This is a genomic window from Rhizobium sp. BK379, assembly GCF_014193955.1.
Lineage (GTDB): Bacteria > Pseudomonadota > Alphaproteobacteria > Rhizobiales > Rhizobiaceae > Rhizobium.
Genome location: NZ_JACIAD010000001.1, coordinates 76,058 through 97,771 on the forward strand (window position 1 = coordinate 76,058; position 21,714 = coordinate 97,771).

Consider the following 21,714-nt stretch of genomic DNA (forward strand, 5'->3'; position numbering starts at 1 on the left):
GTCAGGCTCCAACGACGCTATCGAGTTCACGGTAATCCGGCAGGCTGCGGTCGATCACCTTGCCGCGGCGAAGCACAACGCGGTCAGACTGCGGACGAGAAAGGAATTCGCTCCAGCGACGGGCGCTGAAGAGCACGAGATCGGCGGGGCTGCCGACGGCAATGCGGCTCATCTGCGGCCTGCCGGCAATCTTGGAAGGTGACGTCGTGACGACGCGTGCCGCGGTGTCGAGCGGATGATCGAGATGCAGGATGCGCACGGCCTCACGAAACACTTCGACCGGATCGAGATCGCCATAGGCGTAGAAGGGATCGCGTGTATTGTCGGAGGAGACAGCCGTCTCGACACCGGCAGCCGCCAGTTCCTTGAACAGCGTGACACCGCGCCAGCGCGGCGTGCGGCCGGGATAGCGATCCTGCAGGTACATGTTGCACATCGGCAGCGAGATGACCGAAACCCCGGCCTTTTGAACCAGTTCGACCGTCCGCTGCGCGATATCGTCATCGTGCCGCGCCAGCGAGCAGCAATGGCCTGCCGTCACCTTGCCTTCGAACCGGTTGCGCAGAACGGCTTCAGCGATCGCCTTCAATGTTTCTGCGCGTGGATCCTCGGTCTCGTCGACATGCAGATCGACATCGAGGCCGTTCTCCGCCGCGGCGCGCAAAAGCGTATCGAGCTGCCAGTCGAGTGCTGGTCCCATCTTGGTGACACCGCCAAGCAGTCCACCCTTGTCCTTTACGACAGCAACGAGATCAGCGAAAAATGCCTCGTCGACCATGTTGTCCAGCGGGAAGAGAGCGACCGCCTGCAAGGCGATTTTGTCTTTCCATTCCTCCCGGATCTCGGCAAAGACCTCGAAGGAGATACGGTGCTGGGGTGCCAGCGAATCCAGATGCGTGCGGATCAGGCCGGTGCCGTGCACATAGGCTGAGCGCAACGAAAATTCCATGCGCTTGCGCACATCCGCCGCCGACCAGTTTGCCTCACGGTCCCGGCCGACCGCCTCCAGCGCACCCATGAAGGTTCCGTCCGGATTGGGCTTGCGCGGCCAGATATGGCCCTTGTCCAGATGCGTATGGATATCTGCAAAGCAAGGCCACACCATGCCTTCCCGCATGTCGGACTTGGCGAATTCGGCTGGCGCTGTTCCGGGAGGCAGGATTGCCGAGACGAGACCGTCGGCGATCACGATATCCGCCTTGACGAGGCCTTCATTGGCGACGGCAGCAAAGCCGCTGATGGCGACAGCCGGAAGCGTTGCGTTGGCGAGCACGAAACGGCCCGCATTCGGGGGGGACATGAAGGAATAGGTCATCAATTTTCCCGCTTCAGGCTGCTCTCATGCCAGCGATGCAGGCTGAGCCATGAAATGAAGGAGGTAATGGCAAAGATCGCGACGCCGAGCATGGACAGCATGAAGAGCGCGGCAAAAAGGCGGGGAATGTTCATGCGATATTGCGATTCCAGCAGACGGAAGGCGAGGCCGGAACCGGCACCCGCCGAACCTGCGGCGAATTCGGCAACCACGGCGGCAATCAGCGCTAGGCCGCCGCCGATGCGAAGCCCGGTCATGAAATAGGGCTGGGCGGCCGGGATCTTCAGGTAGATCAGCGTCTGCCAGCGCGAGGCGCCGTAGAGTTCGAAGAGGTTGATGAGATTATGATCGACACTCTTCAGACCCTGGACCATGTTGGACAGGATCGGGAAAAAGGCGACGAGGAAGGCGCAGATCAGGAGCGCCACCTGCGTCGACGGCGCGTAGATCAGGATCAGCGGTGAGATCGCCACGATCGGTGTGACCTGCAGGATGACAGCGAGCGGATAGAAGGCGATTTCGATCCAGCGCGATTGCACCAGGAAGATCGCAAATCCCACGCCCCCGATCAGTGCCAGGACAAGCGATATCAAGGTGATCTGCGTGGTGACCCAGAGGGCAGGGGCAAGTGTGCCCCAATCGTTGATGAAGGCCGCTGCGACAGCGCCAGGGCCGGGCAGGATATAAGGCGGAACACCCGAGAGCACGACGTAGAACTCCCAGATGACGATCAGCACGCCGATCACCAGAAAAGGCACAGCGATGCGAAGCGCCAGATCGCGCCTCTTTGCGTTGATCGGATTGGGAACGGACAGGGGCGCGGTCTCGCTTGTTTCGATGCTCTCGACGCTCATCAATGTTCCTCCGCTCCGCCTATTGCCTCGATCAGCGAACGCGATGCCGTCTCGCAGGCCCGACGGTATTCTTCCGAAGTCCGGTAGTGCGAATCCCGCTCGAGGCTTGTCGTCAGCGGAAAATCCGCATGCACCCGGCCCGGCCGTGCCTTCATCACCACGATGCGGTTGGAAAGATAGGCAGACTCGAAGACGGAGTGCGTCACGAAGATCACGGTGATGCCCGTCGCTTTCCACAGCCGCAGAACGTCGTCATTGAGCTTCTGGCGCGTGATTTCGTCGAGCGCCGCAAAGGGCTCATCCATCAGCAGCAGTTTTGGTTTGGTCACCAGCGCGCGGGCAATCGACACACGCATCTTCATGCCGCCGGAGAGTTCCCGCGGATAGGCATCGGCGAAATCCTGCAGGCCGACGGTCGCAAGGACCTCCGTGATCCGATCCCTGGCCTGCGCCTTGGAAACGCCGCGCAGTTTCAGCGGCAGGTAGACATTGCCGAACACGGTCTTCCACGGCATCAGCGTCGGTTCCTGGAAGACGAAGCCTATATCGCCCTCCGGCAGGCCCTGCGAATTGATGCGCGAACTTGGCCAGTCGATCTTGCCCGACGTGGCGTCGCCGAGACCGGCGATGATGCGTAGTGCCGTGGATTTACCGCAGCCGGAAGGGCCGAGAAGGCTGATGAATTCACCGCTCTCGACCGTCAGCGACATGCCCGAAAGCGCGATCGTGCCGCTGGAAAAGACCTTCGAGACCGACTGCATGACGACCAGCGGCCGCTTGCGAGTCTCCTTCGAAGGCGCCGCCTTGGTTTCCGCTAGGGACATTCTCTCGCTCTTTTATCGAAGGGGAAGCGGCCCGCCGCCGGGTGGCGACAGGCCCGCCTTGGGAGGCTTATTTCTTCAGCGATGCGCCGACGTTCTTGCAGACGAATTTCGTCGTAAAGGCTTTGGTATAGTCGGTCTCAGGCTTGAAGACCTTGATCGCTACCATTTCGTCGAAGAACTTCTTGTAGTGAGCGTCGGTAATGCAGCCGATGCCCTTGTCCAGGCCGTCGCCGGACTCGATGATGCCGTATTCCTTCATCTTGGCGATCGAATAGGCGATCTGGCCATCCGTCATTTCCGGATTGTCCTTCTTGATCAGCGCATTAGCCTTGCTGTTGTCGCCGTAGAGATAGCTGTACCAGCCCTCGATAGAGGCATCGACGAAGCGCTGCACGACGTCAGGCTTGGTATCGACCATCTGCTGGGTCGTGGTGATCATCGTCGAATAGGGCGAATAGCCGTTGTCGGCGAGCAGGAAGACCTTCGGCTCCCAGCCGGTCTGATTCTGGATCTCGTAAGGCTCCGAGGTCAGGTAGCCCTGCTGGGCGGATTGCTTGTCGGCAAGAAACGGGCCTGGATTGAAGTTGTAGGGCTTGTACTGCTCGTCCTTGAACCCCGGAAAATTTGCCTTCATCCACTCGAAATAGGTGAGGTAGCCATCCTTGCTGAGGAACAGGCTCTTCAGTTTCGCAAGATCCCCGAACTTGTCGATGCCGACGTCAGGATGAGCGATCAGGATCTGCGGGTCCTTCTGAAAGATCGCGGCAACGTCGACAAGCGGAATACCCTGTTCGACGGCGGAGATTTCGCCCTGCGGCCCGCCCATATAGAAGTCGATCTTGCCGGAGATCAGCAGCGCGTTGTTGGCGGCATTCGGCCCGCCCTGCACGATAGAGACATCAAGGCCGTATTTTGCATAGGTTCCGTCGGCGACTGCCTGATAGAAGCCGCCATGCTCTGCCTGTGCCAGCCAGTTGGTGCCATAGCTGACCTTGTCGAGCGCATGGCCCGGTGCACTGGCGACAAGCATGCCGCCAAGCCCAAGAAGGGCAGAAAATACGGATGTTTTCAATCTGTTGGACATGGCGGCGTTCCCCTTCTGGTGCCTTGGAAGCTCGTTTTCGGCCCCCGATTTTCTTCATTTGAGCGATTGCTTCGCTCTTTGAAAAGCATCAAAATTCGTGCGCAACGATGCCTTTTTGGCATCTCACCTGATGTCTGTGCCTAATTTGGGCGCCGTGCTTAAAAACGATGCAACGAGGTCTCGATGCTGCACTCCAGAAAGCTTCTGTACATCAACGAGATCGCCCGCACCGGCTCGATCCGGAAGGCTGCAGCGCGTCTCAACGTCGCTTCTTCGGCGATCAATCGGCAGATACTGGCTCTCGAAGAGGAAATGGGTGCGCCGCTCTTCGAGCGCCTGCCGCGCGGCTTGCGGCTGACGGCCGCCGGCGAACTCTGCATCGAGCATATCAGAGAGGTTCTGAAGAATTACGAGCGGCTGGAAGGTCGCATCAAAAGCCTGAAGATGCAGCAGGCCGGCAAGGTGCGATTGGTGACGACCGTCGGCCTTGCCGCGGGACCGTTGCCGGAAATCATCGCCCGCTTCCAGTCCGAGCATCCGCGCGTTTTCATCCATCTGCGCAACGATGCCGGCACGATGACCGTCAATCCGGTTCTGTCGGGTGAGGTGGATATCGGCCTCGGCTTCAATATTCAGGCCACACCCGGCATCCGCACGCTCGGCAATTTCGATATCCCGATCGGCGTCGTCCTTCCGCCTGGCCATCCCCTGATCGGGTCCGGTCCGATCAGCCTTGCCGATGTCGTGCAGGAGCGGCTGGTGCTTGCGCAGCAGGGCACCAGCCTGCGTGAGGTCATCAACCTCGCAATGGCGAGGCTCGATATTCCTGTCGAGCCGGTTCTGGAGACCAACGCTTCGGAAATGCTGAAGAAACTGGTCAAATGCGGGGCAGGGCTCTCCATGCTGAACCCGCTTGATGTCATCACCGAATGCCGCCAGGGCGAACTGGTATTCCGCCCGATTGCCGAGCCGCACAGCCGCCATCAGCCGATGAAGCTCTTTGCCCGTGCCCGGGCGCCGCTCGATTCCGCCACCAGCCTCTTCGTTGAATACTTGCTGGCCGAGCTTGCCGGCCTTGTTCAGGAACTGCAGGCCAAGGGACACATCCCGCTCGAGCGTCCTGTCGTTGCCTGACTATCGCGAATAGAGGTTGGAGAGCGGATAGCGCTTCAGGTCACGGAGAAGCTCGATAAAGCCCTTCACCTGATGGCGGCAGATCGCTTCACCCTTTTCGGCCGTTCCCTTCGAGGCGTCGCCGACAACCCCGTTCGGATTGAGATCGTGCGCGATCCAGGCGAGCGAATGCGGCGGCAGCGGCTGGATATACTGCGATTGCTCGCGCATCCATTCAGCCTTCGATGTGAAATTCTCAGCCTTCTCCATCCGCACCAGTTCCGGCCGGAAATGCAGCATCAGCGAGGTTTCCACCTCGCCGCCATGAATGCCGTAGCGTGTCTCGTGCTCGCTGATCATGCCGTCAGGATTGCCGAAGCGGCCCCATTGTGTCGAAACGACGGCCATCTGGTGGCGCACGCGCAACTCGCGCGCGACGATGCTCATGATATCGACATTGCCACCATGCGAGTTGACGATGACGAGCTTGCGCAGCCCGGCCTCCGCCACCTTCGCGCCAATCGCCGTCCAGACGGGGATTAGCAGCTCGGCGCCGAGGGAAAGCGTGCCTGGCCCATAGACATGCTCATTGGCCTTGCCGATTTCCTGGGTTGGCAAGACAAGGATATCGAGGTCGTCGGGCCGTTGTCGGCGCAGTTCCGCCAGCATGCCCTCGGCGATCGCCACATCGGTTGCTATGGGCAGATGCGGACCGTGTTGCTCTGTCGAAGCAATCGGCAGGATGGCGATGGTCGTATCAGCGGAAAGAGCGGCAAAATCATAAGTGTTCAGTTCATTCCAATAGAATGGTGTCGCCATCGCCGCTTCCCTCTTTGTCATTCTTCGATAGTGAGTAGGGAATAACGCGGCATGCGAAAAGCATCGATTTGTGCGCGCGCCGCTGCCTTTTTGCGTGCATGATGCCGGCAGTCCGATGTCAGGTCATCTTTGGAGCTGGAAATAAATATTCCGCCGCTTGCCCATTCGAGGAAGGCTTTCGTTTGACCGCGCTCGGCGCAGGTCTGTAGATAGTCATCTGCACGCAGAACTGCCTGTGAGTGCTCAGATTTAACGATCCGCAATTGGAGGGCCGACCATGAGCCTACGTATCAACGATATTGCTCCCGATTTCACCGCCGACACCACCCAGGGCCCCGTTCAGTTCCATGACTGGATCGGCAGCGGCTGGGCGGTTCTCTTCTCGCATCCGAAGAACTTTACGCCGGTTTGCACGACCGAGCTCGGCACCATGGCTGGCCTCGAGGGTGAGTTCAAGAAGCGCGGCGTCAAGATCATCGGCATTTCCGTCGATCCGGTCGAAAGCCACGGCAAGTGGAAGAACGACATCAAGGCGGCAACCGGCTTCGATGTCGAATATCCGCTGATCGGCGACAAGGACCTCAAGGTCGCCAAGCTCTACGACATGCTGCCGGCTGGTGCCGGTGAAAGTTCCGAAGGCCGCACGCCCGCAGACAACGCCACCGTGCGCTCCGTCTTCGTCATCGGCCCGGACAAGAAGATCAAGCTGATCCTCACTTACCCGATGACGACGGGCCGCAATTTCAACGAGATCCTGCGCGCCATCGACTCCATCCAGCTGACCGCCAAGCACCAGGTTGCGACGCCCGCCAACTGGAACCAGGGCGACGACGTCATCATCACCGCCGCCGTCTCCAACGAAGACGCCATCGCCCGCTTCGGCTCCTTCGATACGGTTCTGCCTTATCTCCGCAAGACCAAGCAGCCGTCTGCGTAAGTTTGCGCGGGAACGACAATCCGATTGAATCAAAAAAGACGCCCTGGTTTCCGGGGCGTCTTTGTTTGTCGGCGACGGTGTCTGCTGCTGACGCGGTTTCTGAGCCGGACGATTGCTTTCCGCCTATTTGCTGGAAGTGATGCTCGCAAAGGCGAGACCGGCTGCAAAAAGCGCGAATGCTGCGACAACGCCACTGACGATAATGATGGTCTCTGTTGGCATGGGGATCTCCGTTGGCTGTGAACGGAGGTTACGTCTGCTTCGTCGCGCGTCGTTTGAGCGAGATCAAGTTCTTGACGTCTATTCTGAAGGCGTCACACGCGTCCAGAACTCGTTGAACGCGACGGAATCGAAGAAGGCCGAGGCACGCACGATACGGTCGTCGCGCATGTCGAGGAACCAGGCATAAGTATTGACATAAGGTTTTCCGTCCCGGGCGATGCCGCGGGCATCGAAGAAGACGATCACGGTGTCGCCGTCGGCATAGACATTGCGGATCACGGGCTTCAGCGGTGCCTTCATGCGGGCGTTGAACGGCCGGATCACCTCGCGCAGGAACGCCTCGCGGCTCGGATAGGTCTTCGATGCCAGCGAGTAGCCCTCGATCGTCCAGCGGGCGTCGTCGGCGAGAAGGTCGTAAGGGCTGCCTGTGCCTGATGCCCATGCCTCAAAGCCGGCCTCGACCGCCGCCTTGTTGCGGCGCTCGGTTTCGGTGAGCGTCTGCGAGGCGGCGCGGGCTTCGAGCCCGACCAGGGCGAGGATCGCGGCTGCGATGCCGAAGGCAGCGTTGAAGATGCGACGAACAAAGGGTGCCGGGCTGCGGAGCGTTGCGCTTGCGGTGATGGACATGGCTTCCTCCTGAGTTGGATCGACGACGCGGCACCCACTGGGAGGTGCCGCTTGCGGCGCTTGCCGCCGGTGATCTGCTTAGATCCGGTTTTCCCAGGCCTTGAGCTGATGCTCCTTAAGCATGTCCTCGATGACCTTCGGGACGACGTTGCGGAACTTGCCGGTATCGGCCGGGACGATCTCGATCATCCGCTCGATCATTTCCGCCGGGTCCATCTTGCCTTCGGGTGTGGCAAAGAAGTCGTCGAAGCCGCTGCGCAGTTCGGCCCGCTTGGTAAAGTTCTTGCTGTCATCGAGCCAGCGGAACGGATTGTCGGCCATCGTTTCGTTGTAGCCGGTGTAATAGGCACCCGGATTGATCGTCTGGATCTTGATGCCGTAGGGGCCGAGTTCCTGCTGCAGCGCTTCGGCGATCGATTCCAGAGCGTGCTTGGTAGAGACATAGGTCCCCCAGTTGGCCGGAGTGAACAGGCCGCCCATCGAGGAGGTGAAGACCACCTTCTTGCCATGGTTCTTGCCTTCGCGGATCCAGCGCTGAACGACGCCCTGGGTCAGTACCAGCGGCAGGAAGACGTTGACTTCGTAGTTCTTGCGCACGAGCTCGACCGGGATTTCCCAGACCGGGCCGGCTTCGCCCATGCCGGCATTGTTCCAGAGAACGTCAAAATCCCAGCGTTGCGCCTGCTTGATATCGTAGGGGTCGGTGAGGTCGAGGCGTTCGACGTGGAAGTTTTTCAGGCCGAGGGCGGCGGCTTCTTCGCGCAGCGGCGTGACCTGCGAGGAGACCTGCGCCGTCGCGATGATGTTGTGGCCGTTCTTGGCCATGCCGAGGGCGGCAGCCTTGCCGAAGCCTGAGCCTGCGCCAGTAATGAGAATGGTCTTCGTCATGATGACTTCCTTCGATGCGCTTGGGGTTGAAAATACTTCAGACGGCGATGGCGGCTGCTGCAGCCTGGGCAATGTCGAGGTCCTGAGCGACTGCCCCTCCGGACACGCCGACGGCGCCGATCACGATGTTGCGTCCATCGGTAAGGGGGATGCCGCCTGCGAAGACGACGAGGCCGCCATTGGTCTGCTCCAAGCCGAACGATGTGCCGCCGGGTTTGCAGAATTCGCCGATCGTTTCCGTGGGCATGGAAAATAGCGCAGCAGTCCGGGCCTTATTGACGGCGATGTCGATGGAGCCGAGCAGGGCGCCGTCCATGCGTGCAAACGCCTTTATGTGGGCGCCCGCATCGAGGACTGCGATATTGGCCGGAACGCCGATTTCCCTTGCCCGCGCCTCACCGGCGGCGATGACTCTGCGGGCCTCTTCGATGGTGATCATGTCCCTGTCTCCTCTCCTCGTTGGGGGCGGGCCCGTTCGATGCGACAGGTTTAGGCTGGAAGTCGCGTGCCGTATTTCCATCTCTTGCTGCACTATGTGCAAATCTTGCGCCCGACGGACGCGCAAGGGTAACAGGCAAGCGCCTCAGGAAGGTGGATGGGTCGCTTATGAGGTGAAAAGCGCGCGGTACTGGCCCGGCGTCAGCCCCGTCATCTTGCGGAAGACGCGGGTGAAGTTTGCCTGCGAGCCGAAGCCGGTATCGATGGCGATCTCCACCAGCGAAGACTGCGCGAGCCGCAGCTTCTCCTTGGCTGCCTCGATCCGTCGCTCGGTGACATAGCGATGCGGCGCAAAGCCGGTGGCGGCGCGAAACACGCGGGAAAAGTGGAAGGGGCTGAGGCAGGCCTCAGCCGCAAGGTCCTCCAGCGATATCTCCGCCGCGATGCGCGCCTCGATGAAATCGAGGACGCGCCTCAGCCTCTTCGGATCGATGGTGGGTGTCCGCGTCGGCGGATGCCAGCGGGCGGACGAATAGGTCCCGAGCAAATGCGCCGCCAGCGCCAGCTGGATTCCATCGAGAAACAACCGGTCCGTTGCTTCCAGTTTGCGATTCAGCACGCCACGAAAGAGCTCGCCCAGTTGCAAGATTACCGGATCCGGGACGCCGCCCGCATACGCGATTTGCGCCCTGGCCGGGTCGATATCAAAGTTTGAAAGTGCACTCTCGGCAACGAGTGATGGCGGCAGGAAGATGTGCAGGGACTCGGGCATGGTGCCGACAATCTCAACAGCGCTCTCATTGACGCCAGCTGGACATACCCAGGCAATGCCCGGTCGGGCGATAGCCTCCCGCCGGTGACCGTCGCCTGTCCATCTGATCTTCGACTGACCCGACAAAAGGACGGCTATCTCCGTGCATTCGAGCGTAAGGTCGACCTGCCAGCCCGGATCGAAACGCCGCAGCTCGACCTGCAGGCCCGAACATTCAACAAGCCCGCCCACCTGCTGACTGGTCGGATATTTTCTGTCGCCTTGCGATGCGTCGAAATCCATGTCACATCCTCGTCGTGAAGATAGGCTGGAAATTTGGACTGATAAGCGCGAGGGGCTGAGTGCCGCCACCACGTTGCGATCTGCAATTCTTTTTTTGATTTATGAATGAAAATTTCGGGCACAGGCGCGCTGATATCGGGAGCCCGCGCACTGCAATCAGGATTTTGACGAAAATTCAGGCGAGCGCAAGTGCGATAGCCGAAAGGGCTGCTGTCAGCATGTCGGCGACGGACGTCGAGATTTTATCGGCTGATCGGCGAAAACTGCTGCGAGAGGTATCGAGAAAGCGCCTGCTTCGGAATATTCTACGAAAACAGGCGCTTATCTCTGAAACTGGCTCCCCGGGCCGGATTCGAACCGGCGACCTGTCGATTAACAGTCGAATGCTCTACCGCTGAGCTACCAGGGATCACCGCTTGGCCGCGGCGTGAGCGGGGTAATACAAATGCTTTCCCGATTTGCCAAGCAGTTTTTTCAAAAAAATGAAATCAGCTTGTATTTGCAGCGCTTGGGACCATCTCTTGTGGATGACTAGCAGCAAAAATGGGCCGAAAAAGGCCGGAGAAAAGCGTTTCGGTATCGATCACAGGGATGGCAAGCTTGTTCTCGGCTCGCTGCGGGTGCCGATGCCGCGCTCGCGTATCGCACGCATGATGACTGGAATGGTCCTCATTTTCGGCGGTTTCCTTGGCTTTTTGCCTATTCTGGGATTCTGGATGCTGCCGCTGGGCTTCATCGTCCTGTCTCACGACTTGCCGATAGCACGCAGATGGCGGCGCCGTTTGGCCGTCTGGTGGCATCGCCGGAAGCGGCCCGTGTAAGTTCGTAAGCGGCTACACCGAGAGGATCGGCGCCGCAGCGCAGCCCTGGATCCGTCAGTGCGGTGAGACAGTAGGGCTTGCAGTCGGAGCTGGAGAGATTGCTCCTGTTTCAGTAATCTCCGACAGGTGAATTGGCAGCTCGCCATTTTCCTCGAGCGCCGTCGCCGTTATCGCGAGCACGCCGATGAGAATGATCAGCAGCTTTACCGCGTGGGAGCTGAGATTGGCTTTCTGCCAGCCGCTCTCGATACGCGAAGGCTCCAGATAATATTTATAGTAAAATTCCGGGTCGCTGGTTTCGACGAGGTTGTCATAAATATGCGGCGGCACCCCGACATGCCGCACCGAGCTGCGGCCGGCGAATTTGGCATGAAGGACCTGAGTCTCTGGGTCGTAGGAGACAGCGCGAATCTGCTTGGAATTCAAAGGCACCCAATTCATTTCAACTCCTGTCTCTCCCAGAGGTAGGATGGAATGACGATTCTGAAAGTCAAGTTAAGAGTTTGTTACTAATGTTTGAAGCTAAATTTCGGTTTAGCTAATATAGCGAAGATGAAGGCGATCATTGTGATCGCAGATCGTGTCCCAGGGATAAATATAGGCGACAGGCTAATCTCGCTGAGATCTGTCTTTTGCGCGGCCGATAGACTTATGGTTGCGGAATGGGCAGCTGTTAGCCTAATTGTTGTTCAGCGCAGCCCGAATTTCCATCACGATGGACCTTTTATCATCAGCTGCGCGTGCGGCTGTCGCGGCGTCCTCAGACACCGGATCGGTCTTGATCACTACGAGCTCTATGTGGCCGGAGTTTGAAATTGCAGGAAATGTTTTTGGAAAGCCCTCTTGCGATTTCCTTACGATCATTCTAAACGCTCGCCACGGCTAGCATGACAGCCTGTGAGGCCTCGTGGCGGAGTGGTGACGCAGAGGACTGCAAATCCTTGTACCCCGGTTCAATTCCGGGCGAGGCCTCCAAAAATTCCACCGACATAGAAATCCGATCCGCCTCGTAAATGAGGCGCGGCACCAATTCAGCAGTCTCGCGTCACCAGATGCCGGGAACCTTTGCGAAATCGAACTGGGCTGGCGTGATCCCGGTCAGGCAGTAAAGCGCCCGCAATCCACCGCTGCGCAGGCCAGCCAGATAGCTGGCATCGTCTGCTGCAGTGTCGTTCTCTATCTGCACATCGGGGCCGAGCAGTCGCCGCAGCCCCTGCGCCGAAATACGCGTGAAATTGCAGATCGCGCCGCTTTTGAATTTCACGAGCAGCAGTCGAGCCTCCGGATTGTAGTGGAGTGTCTCGATATCCGATGATTGAATGGCGAATGTTTGCATGCCGCCAACCTAGCGAAAGCTATGGCCTGCGCAACAATATGGTTGATATAGAGTTAATTGCGCAATCAACTGTGCCGGCTTGATCCGAATGGACACGGAAATCCATTCTTCCCGTGCGCCAGCGGGCAGCTGGAAGATTTTCGCCGGGAGGGCGATCTGTCAGTTCGTCTCGTGGTCCAGCATCCCGCAGCAGAATATGCCGACGAGCGCTGCGACGATGAAAAAGTCGAACAGCGTGAAATATTCCAGAATGGCAGACATGGCCTGCTCCTCCTCATTTCCTCCGTTTAAAACAATATCATGAATTCGTAATTTGCTCCACGCGGAAGTTGCAGCTTTCGTCTTTCACCTGTTGCATGCGGGGAGGGGCCTGCGGGATTCTTCAAACGGGCCTCCGGCAAGCCTTGAAAGCATTCGTGCCGGAGATTAAGAGACGGAAGACAGAACCGATTTCATCGGCGAGAGGATATGATGGATTTCGAAGCAGCACGCGTAAAGATGGTCGACAACCAGGTCCGCACCACGGACGTTACCTCGCATTCGGTGCTGACGGCCTTCCTCACCGTCCCGCGCGAAGCATTCGTGCCGGAAAAGGCGAAGGTGCTGGCCTATATCGATAACGACATCGAAATTGCTCCAGCAGCTGCCGGCAATCCGGGCCGCTTCCTCATGGAGGCGTCGCCACTCGCCAAACTGCTGCAGCTCGCCGCCGTCACCAAGGATGATGCCGTTCTGGAAGTCGGCGCGGGCACGGGCTACACTTCCGCACTGCTGTCGCTGATCGCAGGCTCTGTCGTGGCGCTCGAATCGGATGAGACCCTTGCTGCTGAAGCCAAGGCAAATCTCGCCGGTTATGCAAATGTGCAGGTGGTGACTGGCGCGCTTGAAAAGGGCAATGCTGCCGGCGCACTCTACGATCTGATCTTCATCAACGGTTCCGTAGAAGAAGTTCCTGCCGCACTTCTCGGCCAGCTGCAGGATGGCGGCCGTCTCGTTGTCGTGCAGGGTTACGGCAATGCGGCCCGCGCGAAGGTCTTTGTCAGCGAGCGTGGTGCTGTTTCCGAAAACGTCTTCTTCAATGCTTCGGTCAAGCCGCTGCCCGGTTTCACCAAGGCTCGGGAATTCGTATTCTAAGGCGTTTCTGGCGCGGTTTTTATGGAGCGGGCGCCATCGGCGCCCGTTTTCGTTTCGGCTGTCTTAAAAGCCCTCACAGACTTCGCTTACACTCGGGTAACAAAACTGTGCATGGCTGCATTTGTTTGATTCGCGCTGATTTTTTTCCCCTTTGGGGTATTCTAAGGTCATGGTGATTCGGATGCATGCTCCACGCCATCCGGTCGTTGTTTAAGGGATAACGGGGATAGATATGGCTCAGCCAGGTGTAGTGCGTGAACCGTCCATGGAAGAGATCCTGGCCTCCATTCGTCAGATTATCGAAAGCAATGAGCCGGGCGCCGGAAAGGCGATTTCAACCTCTCTTCCTCCCGTATACGGCGCGGAAGAGGAAAACGACTCCGAAATCCATCTGACGGTCGACGAAACCTATGCCGGCGTCGAATTCCCCGAGCCGCCTGCGCTGCGTTCCGATCCGCGTTTCGTCGCCGCAAATTCTGCCGGCACGGCGCCCGAGCCGGAAGTGCCGGCCCGCGCCATGTCCCTAGCCGATGTTGCAGCCCGCGTCCGTGCCGCTTCCGAGCGCAGCGCCGTCCAGGCAGGACAGGCTCTTCGTGACGTGCCCCAGGTATTCCGCGATCCTCAGCCGCAATTCGAGCCGCAGTCGGCTTATGAAGCGCCGCGCGCAGCCGCCGCTCCCCGCCCGGCCGAGTCGGCGCCCCTCGTTGCCCCGATTGCTCCTGCTGCCCAGTATGCACCAGAGCCGGCGCCCGTTTTTGCCGAGCAGCGTCTGCCCGAGGTTCTGCGGCCTGCGCTCGTCGAGGAGGCACCAGCGCTTCCCGCGGTCGAGCAGCGTATCGAGCCGGTGGCATACCAGCCTGCCGACGTCGCGCCTGTCAGCGTTACGGAAGAAGTACAGCCGTCACTTCTGTCGCAGAACACCGGCCTGCAGGTTGCCCGTTCCTTCGAAGAACTTGCCGCTGCCATCGATGGTGCAGCCGAGCGCCGCTCGCTGGATGAGATTGCCGAAGACATGCTGCGGCCGATGCTGCGCGAATGGCTTGATGACAATCTGCCGACGCTGGTCGAACGTCTCGTCCGCGAAGAAATCGAACGCGTGGCGCGCGGCCCGCGCCGCTGACCGGAAACGCTTTTTCCAGACAAGAGCCGCTCCGGTCTCCGGGGCGGCTTTTTTATTGACTTGGCCGTAGCCATCCTATTTACAAAACGCCCATCCTCGAACCTCGAATTGGTCAGAAAATGCTCGAAAAGACCTACGATTCCGCTGCCGTCGAACCGAAAATCGCCGCGAAATGGGATGAGGCGGACGCCTTCCGTGCCGGTGTGAACGCAAAGCCGAATGCGGAAAGCTTCACCATTGTCATCCCGCCGCCGAATGTCACAGGCTCGCTGCACATGGGCCACGCGCTCAACAATACGCTGCAGGACGTCCTGGTGCGGTTCGAGCGCATGCGCGGCAAGGATGTTCTCTGGCAGCCGGGCATGGACCATGCCGGCATCGCCACGCAGATGGTTGTCGAGCGCAAACTGATGGAACAGCAGCTTCCCGGCCGCCGCGACATGGGCCGGGATGCCTTCATCGAAAAGATTTGGGAATGGAAGGCTGAATCGGGCGGCCTGATTTTCAATCAGTTGAAGCGTCTCGGCGCTTCGTGCGACTGGTCGCGTGAGCGCTTCACCATGGACGAGGGCCTGTCCCAGGCTGTCCTCGAAGTCTTCGTCACGCTTTACAAGGAAGGCCTGATTTACAAGGACAAGCGCCTCGTCAACTGGGATCCGAAGTTGCTGACCGCGATCTCCGACATGGAAGTCGAGCAGATCGAGCTCAAAGGCAATCTCTGGCATCTGCGCTATCCGCTGGAAGAGGGCGTCACCTATCAGTACCCGATCGCTTTTGACGAGGAGGGCAAGCCCACCGAATTCGAAACGCGCGACTACCTCGTGGTTGCGACGACGCGGCCGGAGACGATGCTTGGCGATACCGGCGTTGCGGTCAATCCCAAGGACGAGCGCTACAAGTCGATAGTCGGCAAACACGTCATCCTCCCGATCGTTGGCCGCAGGATTCCGATTGTTGCCGACGACTATGCCGATCCGACAGCCGGCACGGGCGCGGTCAAGATCACACCCGCGCATGATTTCAACGACTTTGATGTGGGCAGGCGTGCTGGCCTGCGCGCCATCAATGTCCTCAACGTTGATGCTTCGGTGACCATCAAGGAAAACGAGGACTTTCTGGAAGGTCTCGATCATCCGGCCGCCTTGCATGGCGCGTGGGACCGGCTGGAAGGCCAGGATCGCTTCGTCGCACGAAAGATCATTGTCGAGATTTTCGAGGAAGCAGGCCTGCTCGACAAGATCGAGCCGCATAAGCATATGGTTCCGCATGGCGATCGCGGTGGCGTGCCGATCGAGCCGCGTCTGACCGAACAATGGTGGGTCGACAACAAGACCCTTGCCAAGCCCGCGATTGCTTCCGTTCGCGAAGGCCGGACAAAGTTCGTTCCCAAGAACTGGGAAAACACCTATTTCCAATGGATGGAGAATATCCAGCCGTGGTGCATCTCCCGTCAGCTCTGGTGGGGTCACCAGATTCCGGCCTGGTACGGTCCGGATGGTCAGGTTTTCGTCGAAAAGACCGAAGAAGAGGCGCTGCAGGCCGCCATCCAGCACTATTTGTCGCATGAAGGGCCGATGAAGGCCTATGTCGAGGACCTGCTCGAGAATTTCCGGCCGGGTGAGATTCTGACACGTGATGAAGACGTGCTCGACACCTGGTTCTCCTCGGCACTCTGGCCGTTCTCGACGCTTGGATGGCCGGACAAGACACCCGAACTGGAGCGATATTACCCGACGAGCGTTCTTGTCACCGGTTTCGATATCATTCCGTTCTGGGTTGTCCGCATGATGCAGATGGGCCTGCATTTCATGAAGGACGAGGACGATAACCCCGTCGAACCGTTCCACACCGTCTATATTCACGCTCTCGTGCGCGACAAGAACGGGCAGAAGATGTCGAAGTCCAAGGGCAACGTCATCGACCCGCTCGAACTGATCGACGAATATGGTGCGGATGCGCTGCGTTTCACGCTGGCGATCATGGCGGCCCAGGGCCGCGATGTGAAGCTCGACCCGGCGCGCATCGCCGGTTACCGCAATTTCGGCACCAAGCTCTGGAACGCCACGCGCTTTGCCGAAATGAACGGTGCCAAGAGCGATCCGCATTTCGTGCCGGAAGCAGCCGAACTCACCATCAATCGCTGGATCCTGACCGAGCTTGCCCGTGCGGAACGTGACGTAACGGAAGCGCTTGAAGCCTACCGTTTCAACGATGCCGCTGGCGCGCTCTACCGTTTTGTCTGGAATCAGTTCTGCGACTGGTATCTCGAACTTCTGAAGCCGGTCTTCGGCGGAGAGGACGCAGCCGCGAAGGCTGAAGCCCAGGCCTGCAGCGCCTATGTCCTGGAAGAGATCTACAAGCTGTTGCATCCCTTCATGCCATTCATGACCGAAGAGTTGTGGGCGCATACGGCGGGTGAGGGCCAGGAACGTGACGGATTGCTCTGCCACGCCGAATGGCCGTCGCCGTCTTACACCGACAATGCTGCCGCCGATGAGATCAATTGGCTGATCGACCTCGTTTCCGGCATCCGCTCGGTCCGCTCGGAAATGAACGTGCCGCCGTCGGCGACCGCGCCGCTCGTCGTCGTCGGTGCCAACAGCCTCACGCGTGAACGGCTGTTCCGTCACGACGCAGCCATCAAGCGCCTGGCGCGTGTCGAAGCGATCTCGCTTGCCGAATCTGCCCCGAAAGGTGCCGCACAGATCGTCGTCGCGGAAGCGACTGTCTGCCTGCCGCTTGGCAACCTGATCGATCTCACGGCGGAAAAGAGCCGCCTCGAAAAGGCGATTGCCAAGGCCGAAGGCGAAGTTGCACGCATCGACGGCAAGCTGTCGAATGAGAAGTTCGTGGCCAATGCCAACCCGGAAGTGGTGGAAGCCGAGCGTGAGCGTCATGAAGAGCTGACAAGCCAGATCGCGAGTTTGAGGACTGCTCTAGCGCGAGTTAGCGAAGCGGGATAATCGCGGTTAACGAGTATATTTTTTCTGGAGGCGCGTTCCATCGGAGCGCGCCTTTTGCATTAAAAAGTATGACGATTCGACGGAAATCACGTTCTTTTTCGGTTTCCGCCTGTGGATATCACCCGTTTGGGCGATGCTGCGTGCGAAAACTGCCACTGTTGTCGCTTTGATACAGATAGCGCCTTTTGTGGAATAAAAATCTAACGGGTCCCTTAAAGCCAATAGATAGAAGAATAGAATTTTATCTATCTGATTTTTTGACGTGCCCGTCAATTAGTTACGTAAATTAGCCATAACGCAACTTCGCGTCGCAGCGGCGCGCTTCGTTGCGATTTATTAAGTTCACTAGCACAGTGTAGTTACATCAATTGCTTGAGTGGGGGAGACACAATGGCAGCGCGTATGTTTTCCAGGGGCGTAACATCGCTCATTGCATTTCCGGCACTGGCTTCGCCGTCCTTCGCGGGCGGCCTGGAGCGCGGTGGCTACAATATCGATCAGCTGTTCGATACCTCACCCTTCTCGTTCCAGTCGGGCATCATCTATGTTACCCCCCAAGGTAAGCTGAAGAATGTTCGCGACACAGATACTTCTGTGTCTCCAGGCGGCGGCAATCTGAACAACCGTCCGAACACCGCTGACGATACTGCGAATTACGCCATCCCTTATTTGGGGTTCAAGGGCGGCTTCGGCGATGTGGTCGACTGCCTCGTCGATTATTCCGAGCCGTTTGGCGGGCATACCAATCCCGGTTTGAATTGGGCTGGTGCAAACAACAATATCGAGACGGAGATCAAAACCCGCAATTATGGCGGTACTTGCTCCTATCGTTTCGATGTCGGTCCGGGACAGCTTCGTATCATCGGCGGTGCCTTCTACCAGGAAGTCGAGGGCTTCAAGGAACGGCTGGTTTCGACGGTTCCGCTTCTGGTCGGTACGGGTGACGGCGTCGGTCGTCTCGATCTCGAAGACAATGGCTGGGGCTGGCGCGCTGGTCTTGCCTACGAGATTCCGGAATATGCGATGCGAGCGAGCCTCGTTTATAATAGCCGCGTAAAGTACGACAACCTCACCGGCACGGTGGACCTTACCCAGGTTACTGCACCCGTTGGACAGCTGAGCGCTGCTCCCTATGGAAGGATAACGCCCGTTTTCGGTTCCGCCGAAGCGCCGGATTCGCTGGAACTGAAGTTGCAGAGCGGCATTGCTCCGGATTGGCTCGCTTTCGGTTCGGTCAAGTGGACGAACTGGAGTGTTCTGCAGTCCGTGCCTTTTTGCCCGACATCGACGAAGGGCCTGGTCGCTTGCACTTCGGGCGGCGGGACGGAACTCACGTCGCTCGATCTTCTCTATCGTGACGGCTGGACGATTACCGGCGGTGTCGGCCACAAGTTCAACGATCAGTGGGCGGGCGCAGTCAGCCTGACATGGGACCGCGGCACCAGCCAAGGCTACGGGGCACAGACCGATAGCTGGACGCTGGGTGTCGGCGCAGCCTTCACGCCAACTGAGCATATCGAGTGGCGCGTCGCCGGTGCTGTTGGCTTGCTGACGAGCGGTTCGTCAGGCGTGGTCACCCAGAACGGCGTCACCTTTGGAGATGATGTCTCCTATTCCTTTGGCAACGACCTTGTTGCCGCATTGTCGACCAGCCTAAAGGTCAAGTTTTAATTCCCTGATTTGAAGAATTGAGGAGCCCGGCAATGCCGGGTTCTTCTTTGTTTGCCGCCATTAATCATCCATCTTCTCGTCTCGTTTTGTGACGATTCAGCAACACTTTTTTACGATGGTTCGCGTATGGTGTCGGTAGGGCGAATTTGTCCATTTCCCGCCACAAAGAGGGCGCAGCGCTATTAGCGGGCGAGGAGATGACAAGCGTAGGGTGTGCGTAAGCAGTAGCATGGGTCGAATTTTTTCCGGCAACGCCAGACATCGCGACAGCAGGGGCGAGAAGCCAGCGGCAACGGCCGCTTTGCTTTTCGCCAAAGGCATTTCCGGCCAGAAATCCGCCCCTTCGGTAGTGTTGCAGATTTGCTCGCTTCGATCATTTTTAGTCCCCCGGCATGACGCTTCGTCCTCCCGGCACGGTAGCGATACCGGTTTGGTCACATTTGCTGTTTACGAAGACGATAAAGGCGGACGGGCGGAAACCTGGACCGCAAAGGGAGTACCTAAGGCATCATATGCGGGCCGTGCCGGGAGCCGGGTGGTTCGCAAGGATGTGCTGGTTTTGAAAGAGGGGCATGGGGCTGGAAGCGACGCGGGTAAAGGGGCCCTGGAGCCCGCCGCGGGATCGCTCGCCTGGAAGGAATGCATCCACGCGGGCAGAACGGCAAAAAAAGCCGCCGCCAGGCGTCTGTGATGAACGAAAGAAACCGGTAAAGATGGTAACGTCCGAGTTCAGATTGTTCAAATTCATGCTGCTCAGCATGTCGATGGCCGTTTCCCTGGCTTTGGCCTGTCCGGTCCTGGCATTCGACATCAAAACGGGCGTCACGAAAGAATCGGGACCCTTCGATCTCTTCAAATTCGGTTTTAAGGCATACAAGAACGGTCAGAAGGAAGAGGCGGTAGAAGCCTATAAATACGCCGCCGAAAAAGGCCACACCGGTTCGCGCTGGGCACTCGCCAACATGTATGCTGACGGCGACGGCGTGGCGCAGGATGATTTCGAAGCCTTCAAGATCTACAGCGAGATTGCGCAGCAGGGCGTGGAGCCCGGCTCGGAGGATACCGGCTTCTTCATCAATGCGCTGCTGTCGCTCGCCAACTATTACAAGCACGGCATTGCCGGCAGCCCGGTGAAGATCGATCTCAACCAGGCGCGCCAGCTCTATTTCCAGGTCGCCTCCACCTTCGGTGTTCCCGAGGCGCAGTTCCAGCTTGCGCAGATGATGCTTGCAGGCGAGGGCGGCAGCGCCAATATCAATCAGGCCAAGAAATGGCTCAATCAGGCCCGCAAGAGCGGCCATCCCGGCGCCATGGCAGTGTTCGGCAATATCCTCTTCGATGAAGGCCAGTCCGCCCGCGGTCTCGCACTGATGACTGCGGCTCTCGATCGCTGCAAGCCGAAGGATTGCAGCTGGATGCAGTCGCTGCAGGAAGATGCCTTCTCGGTTGCCAGCGAAGCGGATCGGCGCACGGCAGTCTCCCTGTCGCACTCGATCGCGACAGGCTCGGACGACTGAGTTCTTCGAGCAATTCCAGCAAAAGTGCGTAGCGGTTTTGCGTCCGGAATCGCGTAAAACGGAAATGCCTTAGATCTCAGGCAGCGAAATCGAAGTAAGCCACCACGGGCACGTGGTCGGACGGCTTTTCCCAGGCACGCACATGCTTTTCGATCGCCGCTGACACCATGCAGTCGGCAGCTTCCGGCGACAGCATCAGATGGTCGATGCGGATGCCGTTGTTCTTGGGCCAGGCGCCGGCCTGGTAATCCCAGAAGGAATAGAGCGTCGTCGCGTCGGTTGCCGAACGTACGGCATCGACGAGACCGAGATTTTCCAGCCGACGGAAGGCTTGGCGCGTCTGCGGCAGGAAGAGTGCGTCGCTTTCCCATACCTTCGGGTCGAAGCAATCGTGCGGTTCGGGAATGACGTTGTAATCACCGGCCAGAATGAAAATTTCCTCATACTCCAGACGCTCGGCCGCGAACTTCTGCAGGCGTTCCATCCAGGCGAGTTTATAGGGATATTTTTCGGTTTCCGGCGGATTGCCATTGGGCAGGTATAGGCAGCAGACGCGTGCCACCTTGTTGCCGGGAAGCGAGAAGACCGCTTCGAGGAATCGTGCTTGCTCGTCGAGCGGATCGCCCGACAGGCCGCGATTGACTTCGGAAGGCGTGCTCTTGGAAAGAATGGCAACGCCGTTGAAGCCCTTCTGCCCATGCGTTTCCACATGGTAGCCGAGCGCTTCGATTTCGAGCCGCGGGAAGCCTTCGTCGATTGTTTTGATTTCCTGCAGGCAGACGATGTCTGGACTGGAATCCTTCAGCCATTGCGTCAGGTTGTCGATACGCGCCTTGACGCCGTTGATGTTCCAGGTCGCTATCTTCATGGCTTTATCCTGCTAACTCGCTTCGGCTCTTTTATCGCGCTCCCACGTTGGCGGACAAGACAGGAAACCGGCCGGAAGAAAATCTTCGGCCGGTTATTCGTGGAAAGTC

Annotated in this window: 20 protein-coding genes and 2 tRNA genes; 9 read left to right on the top strand and 13 right to left on the bottom strand. The window is 58.7% G+C overall.

All coding sequences use genetic code 11. The annotated features are described in order from the left end of the window. Position 1: 1 nt before the first annotated feature. The 4 genes from FHT93_RS00480 to FHT93_RS00495 all read right to left on the bottom strand — a co-directional run bounded on the left by FHT93_RS00480 (position 2) and on the right by FHT93_RS00495 (position 4,077). On the bottom strand, positions 2–1,315 hold the full coding sequence (locus FHT93_RS00480) for a cytosine deaminase (protein WP_183845881.1): 1,314 nt from the start codon (positions 1,313–1,315) through the stop codon (positions 2–4). Beyond that, complete coding sequence (locus FHT93_RS00485) at positions 1,315–2,169, bottom strand: ABC transporter permease (RefSeq protein ID WP_113206773.1); 855 nt, start codon at positions 2,167–2,169, stop codon at positions 1,315–1,317. Before FHT93_RS00485 ends, FHT93_RS00480 begins: the two co-directional genes overlap by 1 nt. Beyond that, positions 2,169–2,993 carry an ABC transporter ATP-binding protein gene (locus FHT93_RS00490; RefSeq protein ID WP_112545166.1) on the bottom strand — a complete coding sequence of 275 codons (825 nt, stop codon included), beginning with the start codon at positions 2,991–2,993 and terminating at the stop codon, positions 2,169–2,171. The genes FHT93_RS00485 and FHT93_RS00490 overlap by 1 nt, the downstream gene beginning before the upstream one ends. A 67-nt stretch (positions 2,994–3,060) precedes the next feature. Then, positions 3,061–4,077 carry an ABC transporter substrate-binding protein gene (locus FHT93_RS00495; RefSeq protein ID WP_112968593.1) on the bottom strand — a complete coding sequence of 339 codons (1,017 nt, stop codon included), beginning with the start codon at positions 4,075–4,077 and terminating at the stop codon, positions 3,061–3,063. A 183-nt stretch (positions 4,078–4,260) separates the two neighbouring features. Between FHT93_RS00495 and FHT93_RS00500 the strand changes: the two genes are divergently transcribed. Further along, positions 4,261–5,211 (top strand): LysR family transcriptional regulator, encoded by a 951-nt coding sequence (locus FHT93_RS00500; protein WP_183845882.1) that lies wholly within the window; start codon positions 4,261–4,263, stop codon positions 5,209–5,211. Here the strand turns inward: FHT93_RS00500 and FHT93_RS00505 are convergent, their stop codons facing one another. Further along, positions 5,212–6,009 carry a creatininase family protein gene (locus FHT93_RS00505; protein ID WP_113206921.1) on the bottom strand — a complete coding sequence of 266 codons (798 nt, stop codon included), beginning with the start codon at positions 6,007–6,009 and terminating at the stop codon, positions 5,212–5,214. A 277-nt stretch (positions 6,010–6,286) separates the two neighbouring features. Here FHT93_RS00505 and FHT93_RS00510 point away from each other — a divergent pair, with 277 nt between their 5' ends. Continuing rightward, positions 6,287–6,946 carry a peroxiredoxin gene (locus FHT93_RS00510; RefSeq protein ID WP_183845883.1) on the top strand — a complete coding sequence of 220 codons (660 nt, stop codon included), beginning with the start codon at positions 6,287–6,289 and terminating at the stop codon, positions 6,944–6,946. A gap of 300 nt (positions 6,947–7,246) precedes the next feature. Here FHT93_RS00510 and FHT93_RS00515 read toward each other — a convergent pair whose 3' ends face one another. The 5 genes from FHT93_RS00515 to FHT93_RS00535 form a co-directional block, all read right to left on the bottom strand. Continuing rightward, positions 7,247–7,795: a nuclear transport factor 2 family protein gene (locus FHT93_RS00515; protein ID WP_183845884.1), complete on the bottom strand. Its 549-nt coding sequence runs from the start codon at positions 7,793–7,795 to the stop codon at positions 7,247–7,249. Positions 7,796–7,873: 78 nt separating this feature from the next. After that, the gene (locus FHT93_RS00520; RefSeq protein WP_183845885.1) at positions 7,874–8,683 is read right to left on the bottom strand and encodes an SDR family oxidoreductase; all 810 of its coding nucleotides are present in this window, start codon (positions 8,681–8,683) and stop codon (positions 7,874–7,876) included. Positions 8,684–8,720: 37 nt separating this feature from the next. Next, complete coding sequence (locus FHT93_RS00525) at positions 8,721–9,122, bottom strand: heme-binding protein (RefSeq protein ID WP_112545160.1); 402 nt, start codon at positions 9,120–9,122, stop codon at positions 8,721–8,723. Between the two features lie 165 nt (positions 9,123–9,287). Beyond that, complete coding sequence (locus FHT93_RS00530) at positions 9,288–10,175, bottom strand: AraC family transcriptional regulator (protein WP_112968589.1); 888 nt, start codon at positions 10,173–10,175, stop codon at positions 9,288–9,290. Positions 10,176–10,509: 334 nt separating this feature from the next. Further along, positions 10,510–10,584, bottom strand: a tRNA-Asn gene (locus tag FHT93_RS00535). A 118-nt stretch (positions 10,585–10,702) separates the two neighbouring features. On the opposite strand from FHT93_RS00535, the gene FHT93_RS00540 reads away from it, so the two are divergent. Further along, entirely contained in the window at positions 10,703–10,996 is a 294-nt protein-coding gene (locus tag FHT93_RS00540) for a hypothetical protein (RefSeq protein WP_113013667.1), read from the top strand. A gap of 54 nt (positions 10,997–11,050) precedes the next feature. Here the strand turns inward: FHT93_RS00540 and FHT93_RS00545 are convergent, their stop codons facing one another. Continuing rightward, the gene (locus FHT93_RS00545) at positions 11,051–11,428 is read right to left on the bottom strand and encodes a KTSC domain-containing protein (protein ID WP_348649766.1); all 378 of its coding nucleotides are present in this window, start codon (positions 11,426–11,428) and stop codon (positions 11,051–11,053) included. A 469-nt stretch (positions 11,429–11,897) separates the two neighbouring features. Between FHT93_RS00545 and FHT93_RS00550 the strand changes: the two genes are divergently transcribed. After that, a tRNA-Cys gene (locus FHT93_RS00550) sits at positions 11,898–11,971 on the top strand. A 70-nt stretch (positions 11,972–12,041) separates the two neighbouring features. Here the strand turns inward: FHT93_RS00550 and FHT93_RS00555 are convergent. After that, the gene (locus FHT93_RS00555) at positions 12,042–12,332 is read right to left on the bottom strand and encodes a hypothetical protein (RefSeq protein WP_112545157.1); all 291 of its coding nucleotides are present in this window, start codon (positions 12,330–12,332) and stop codon (positions 12,042–12,044) included. A gap of 468 nt (positions 12,333–12,800) precedes the next feature. Here FHT93_RS00555 and FHT93_RS00560 point away from each other — a divergent pair, with 468 nt between their 5' ends. The 5 genes from FHT93_RS00560 to exoR all read left to right on the top strand — a co-directional run bounded on the left by FHT93_RS00560 (position 12,801) and on the right by exoR (position 20,737). Further along, positions 12,801–13,466 carry a protein-L-isoaspartate O-methyltransferase gene (locus FHT93_RS00560; protein ID WP_183845886.1) on the top strand — a complete coding sequence of 222 codons (666 nt, stop codon included), beginning with the start codon at positions 12,801–12,803 and terminating at the stop codon, positions 13,464–13,466. A 232-nt stretch (positions 13,467–13,698) separates the two neighbouring features. Further along, positions 13,699–14,586, top strand: coding sequence for a DUF2497 domain-containing protein (locus FHT93_RS00565; protein WP_113013566.1), 888 nt, complete (start codon positions 13,699–13,701; stop codon positions 14,584–14,586). A gap of 119 nt (positions 14,587–14,705) precedes the next feature. Then, positions 14,706–17,549 carry a valine--tRNA ligase gene (locus FHT93_RS00570; protein ID WP_113202971.1) on the top strand — a complete coding sequence of 948 codons (2,844 nt, stop codon included), beginning with the start codon at positions 14,706–14,708 and terminating at the stop codon, positions 17,547–17,549. A 390-nt stretch (positions 17,550–17,939) separates the two neighbouring features. Then, the gene (locus FHT93_RS00575) at positions 17,940–19,220 is read left to right on the top strand and encodes an OmpP1/FadL family transporter (protein ID WP_183845887.1); all 1,281 of its coding nucleotides are present in this window, start codon (positions 17,940–17,942) and stop codon (positions 19,218–19,220) included. A gap of 713 nt (positions 19,221–19,933) precedes the next feature. Next, the gene (gene exoR / locus FHT93_RS00580) at positions 19,934–20,737 is read left to right on the top strand and encodes an exopolysaccharide production regulator ExoR (protein ID WP_112545783.1); all 804 of its coding nucleotides are present in this window, start codon (positions 19,934–19,936) and stop codon (positions 20,735–20,737) included. A 76-nt stretch (positions 20,738–20,813) separates the two neighbouring features. Here the strand turns inward: exoR and xth are convergent, their stop codons facing one another. Beyond that, on the bottom strand, positions 20,814–21,605 hold the full coding sequence (xth, locus tag FHT93_RS00585) for an exodeoxyribonuclease III (RefSeq protein WP_112545782.1): 792 nt from the start codon (positions 21,603–21,605) through the stop codon (positions 20,814–20,816). Between the last annotated feature and the right edge of the window lie 109 nt (positions 21,606–21,714).

What these genes read in the sequence shown, in the direction of transcription:
- FHT93_RS00480 (WP_183845881.1), bottom strand. Translation starts at nt 1,315, where the DNA reads ATGACCTATTCCTTCATGTCCCCCCCGAATGCGGGCCGTTTCGTGCTC.
- FHT93_RS00485 (WP_113206773.1), bottom strand. Translation starts at nt 2,169, where the DNA reads ATGAGCGTCGAGAGCATCGAAACAAGCGAGACCGCGCCCCTGTCCGTT.
- FHT93_RS00490 (WP_112545166.1), bottom strand. Translation starts at nt 2,993, where the DNA reads ATGTCCCTAGCGGAAACCAAGGCGGCGCCTTCGAAGGAGACTCGCAAG.
- FHT93_RS00495 (WP_112968593.1), bottom strand. Translation starts at nt 4,077, where the DNA reads ATGTCCAACAGATTGAAAACATCCGTATTTTCTGCCCTTCTTGGGCTT.
- FHT93_RS00500 (WP_183845882.1), top strand. Translation starts at nt 4,261, where the DNA reads ATGCTGCACTCCAGAAAGCTTCTGTACATCAACGAGATCGCCCGCACC.
- FHT93_RS00505 (WP_113206921.1), bottom strand. Translation starts at nt 6,009, where the DNA reads ATGGCGACACCATTCTATTGGAATGAACTGAACACTTATGATTTTGCC.
- FHT93_RS00510 (WP_183845883.1), top strand. Translation starts at nt 6,287, where the DNA reads ATGAGCCTACGTATCAACGATATTGCTCCCGATTTCACCGCCGACACC.
- FHT93_RS00515 (WP_183845884.1), bottom strand. Translation starts at nt 7,795, where the DNA reads ATGTCCATCACCGCAAGCGCAACGCTCCGCAGCCCGGCACCCTTTGTT.
- FHT93_RS00520 (WP_183845885.1), bottom strand. Translation starts at nt 8,683, where the DNA reads ATGACGAAGACCATTCTCATTACTGGCGCAGGCTCAGGCTTCGGCAAG.
- FHT93_RS00525 (WP_112545160.1), bottom strand. Translation starts at nt 9,122, where the DNA reads ATGATCACCATCGAAGAGGCCCGCAGAGTCATCGCCGCCGGTGAGGCG.
- FHT93_RS00530 (WP_112968589.1), bottom strand. Translation starts at nt 10,175, where the DNA reads ATGGATTTCGACGCATCGCAAGGCGACAGAAAATATCCGACCAGTCAG.
- FHT93_RS00540 (WP_113013667.1), top strand. Translation starts at nt 10,703, where the DNA reads ATGACTAGCAGCAAAAATGGGCCGAAAAAGGCCGGAGAAAAGCGTTTC.
- FHT93_RS00555 (WP_112545157.1), bottom strand. Translation starts at nt 12,332, where the DNA reads ATGCAAACATTCGCCATTCAATCATCGGATATCGAGACACTCCACTAC.
- FHT93_RS00560 (WP_183845886.1), top strand. Translation starts at nt 12,801, where the DNA reads ATGATGGATTTCGAAGCAGCACGCGTAAAGATGGTCGACAACCAGGTC.
- FHT93_RS00565 (WP_113013566.1), top strand. Translation starts at nt 13,699, where the DNA reads ATGGCTCAGCCAGGTGTAGTGCGTGAACCGTCCATGGAAGAGATCCTG.
- FHT93_RS00570 (WP_113202971.1), top strand. Translation starts at nt 14,706, where the DNA reads ATGCTCGAAAAGACCTACGATTCCGCTGCCGTCGAACCGAAAATCGCC.
- FHT93_RS00575 (WP_183845887.1), top strand. Translation starts at nt 17,940, where the DNA reads ATGGCAGCGCGTATGTTTTCCAGGGGCGTAACATCGCTCATTGCATTT.
- exoR (WP_112545783.1), top strand. Translation starts at nt 19,934, where the DNA reads ATGGTAACGTCCGAGTTCAGATTGTTCAAATTCATGCTGCTCAGCATG.
- xth (WP_112545782.1), bottom strand. Translation starts at nt 21,605, where the DNA reads ATGAAGATAGCGACCTGGAACATCAACGGCGTCAAGGCGCGTATCGAC.